The sequence below is a fragment of the Escherichia sp. TW14182 genome (assembly GCF_000208525.1).
Taxonomy (GTDB): domain Bacteria; phylum Pseudomonadota; class Gammaproteobacteria; order Enterobacterales; family Enterobacteriaceae; genus Escherichia; species Escherichia ruysiae.
Map to the genome: position 1 here is coordinate 1 of NZ_AEJZ01000343.1, position 1,135 is coordinate 1,135.

Genomic DNA, 1,135 nt, shown 5'->3' on the forward strand with positions numbered 1-1,135 from the left:
TCCAGATAAATAGCACTCCCCTGTTCGGGGCCCATCCCTCTTCTCCCTGCGCGCTACTTAAGAGCCTCGATTCTAGCCGTGAAGACATACCAATCAACAGCAATAAGCCACCTGAATAACAGAGTCAGCCAGCCACATCAGTACAACCAGATGCATCAAGCTCACCAAAAATAAACAACAAAAAAACCCGCCGAAGCGGGTTTTCATTGGAAGCACCTTTAGTTTTGCTGTTCCATTTTAAACTTGATAGTTTCATACAAAACAATAGTTGCGCCTGTTTTACATAATTCCCGGCTGTCATACGCGCGAGACCAATAACACAACCAGTTCTCGAGATCTTCTCGAGTATAGGTTTTGCAGGCCAGTCCCTCTGCCATTTCCACGATTTCATCGCCTGGTGCTGTTAACTCATAGCCATTCAACAACAAGAAGACGTAACCAGCCATCATAGCTGTTCGTTTGTTCGCATTAGCAAACGGATGATTCTGAATCAGACTTTCAATCAATACCGATGCCAATACAAACATGTCATTAGTCTGTTCATACCATCGAACCATGCTGGGACGAGACTGAGAAGAACTTAAATTATCAACACTCAGCACACCAACAGGTTCATCTGGTGTTTGAAGCTCAATTAAAAGGCGATTGATTTCAGTAAGATCATCAACCGAAAGGTAGTGCACTCCTTCAACAATCTCAGCCATAGAGCACAATACCCATTATTACACTTTTGAAAGTTCTTCCATTGCCTTCTCGTAACGAGAAAAACCGAAATCGAAAGCATTTTTCACCTGCTCGCGATGTGTGCAATTTTCATCAATAGCCGGGCGCGGAGCTGCCACAACGCTTTTATCGCGAGGGGGAATAGTCAATCGCGGGTGTTTTTTTAGTGCGTAGCTCATTGGGTGTACCCTTACTTCTCCGTCCTGTTCTTTAACAAAAATCAAGTCAATACAAAATTAGTCAGGCTAATGTTGTTAGCATAGCCTAATACCAATCGTATTCACAACCACAGTACGTGAAAAAACCCGCCGAAGCGGGGTAAGTGCGGGTGCGTTGAGGATGCCTGACATATCAGAGGTGGCGGGAGATTACTCTCCCGCCCGGTCTCTTACTCCTCAGGTTCGTAAGCTGT

Annotated in this window: 2 protein-coding genes; both read right to left on the minus strand. The window is 44.9% G+C overall.

What is annotated here, in order from left to right; translation table 11 throughout:
* Positions 1-218 precede the first annotated feature (218 nt).
* Positions 219-704 carry a type II toxin-antitoxin system death-on-curing family toxin gene (locus EQY_RS0121345; RefSeq protein WP_000818164.1) on the minus strand — a complete coding sequence of 162 codons (486 nt, stop codon included), beginning with the start codon at positions 702-704 and terminating at the stop codon, positions 219-221.
* Between the two features lie 18 nt (positions 705-722).
* Positions 723-902: a hypothetical protein gene (locus tag EQY_RS0121350; protein WP_000119356.1), complete on the minus strand. Its 180-nt coding sequence runs from the start codon at positions 900-902 to the stop codon at positions 723-725.
* Positions 903-1,135 lie beyond the last annotated feature (233 nt).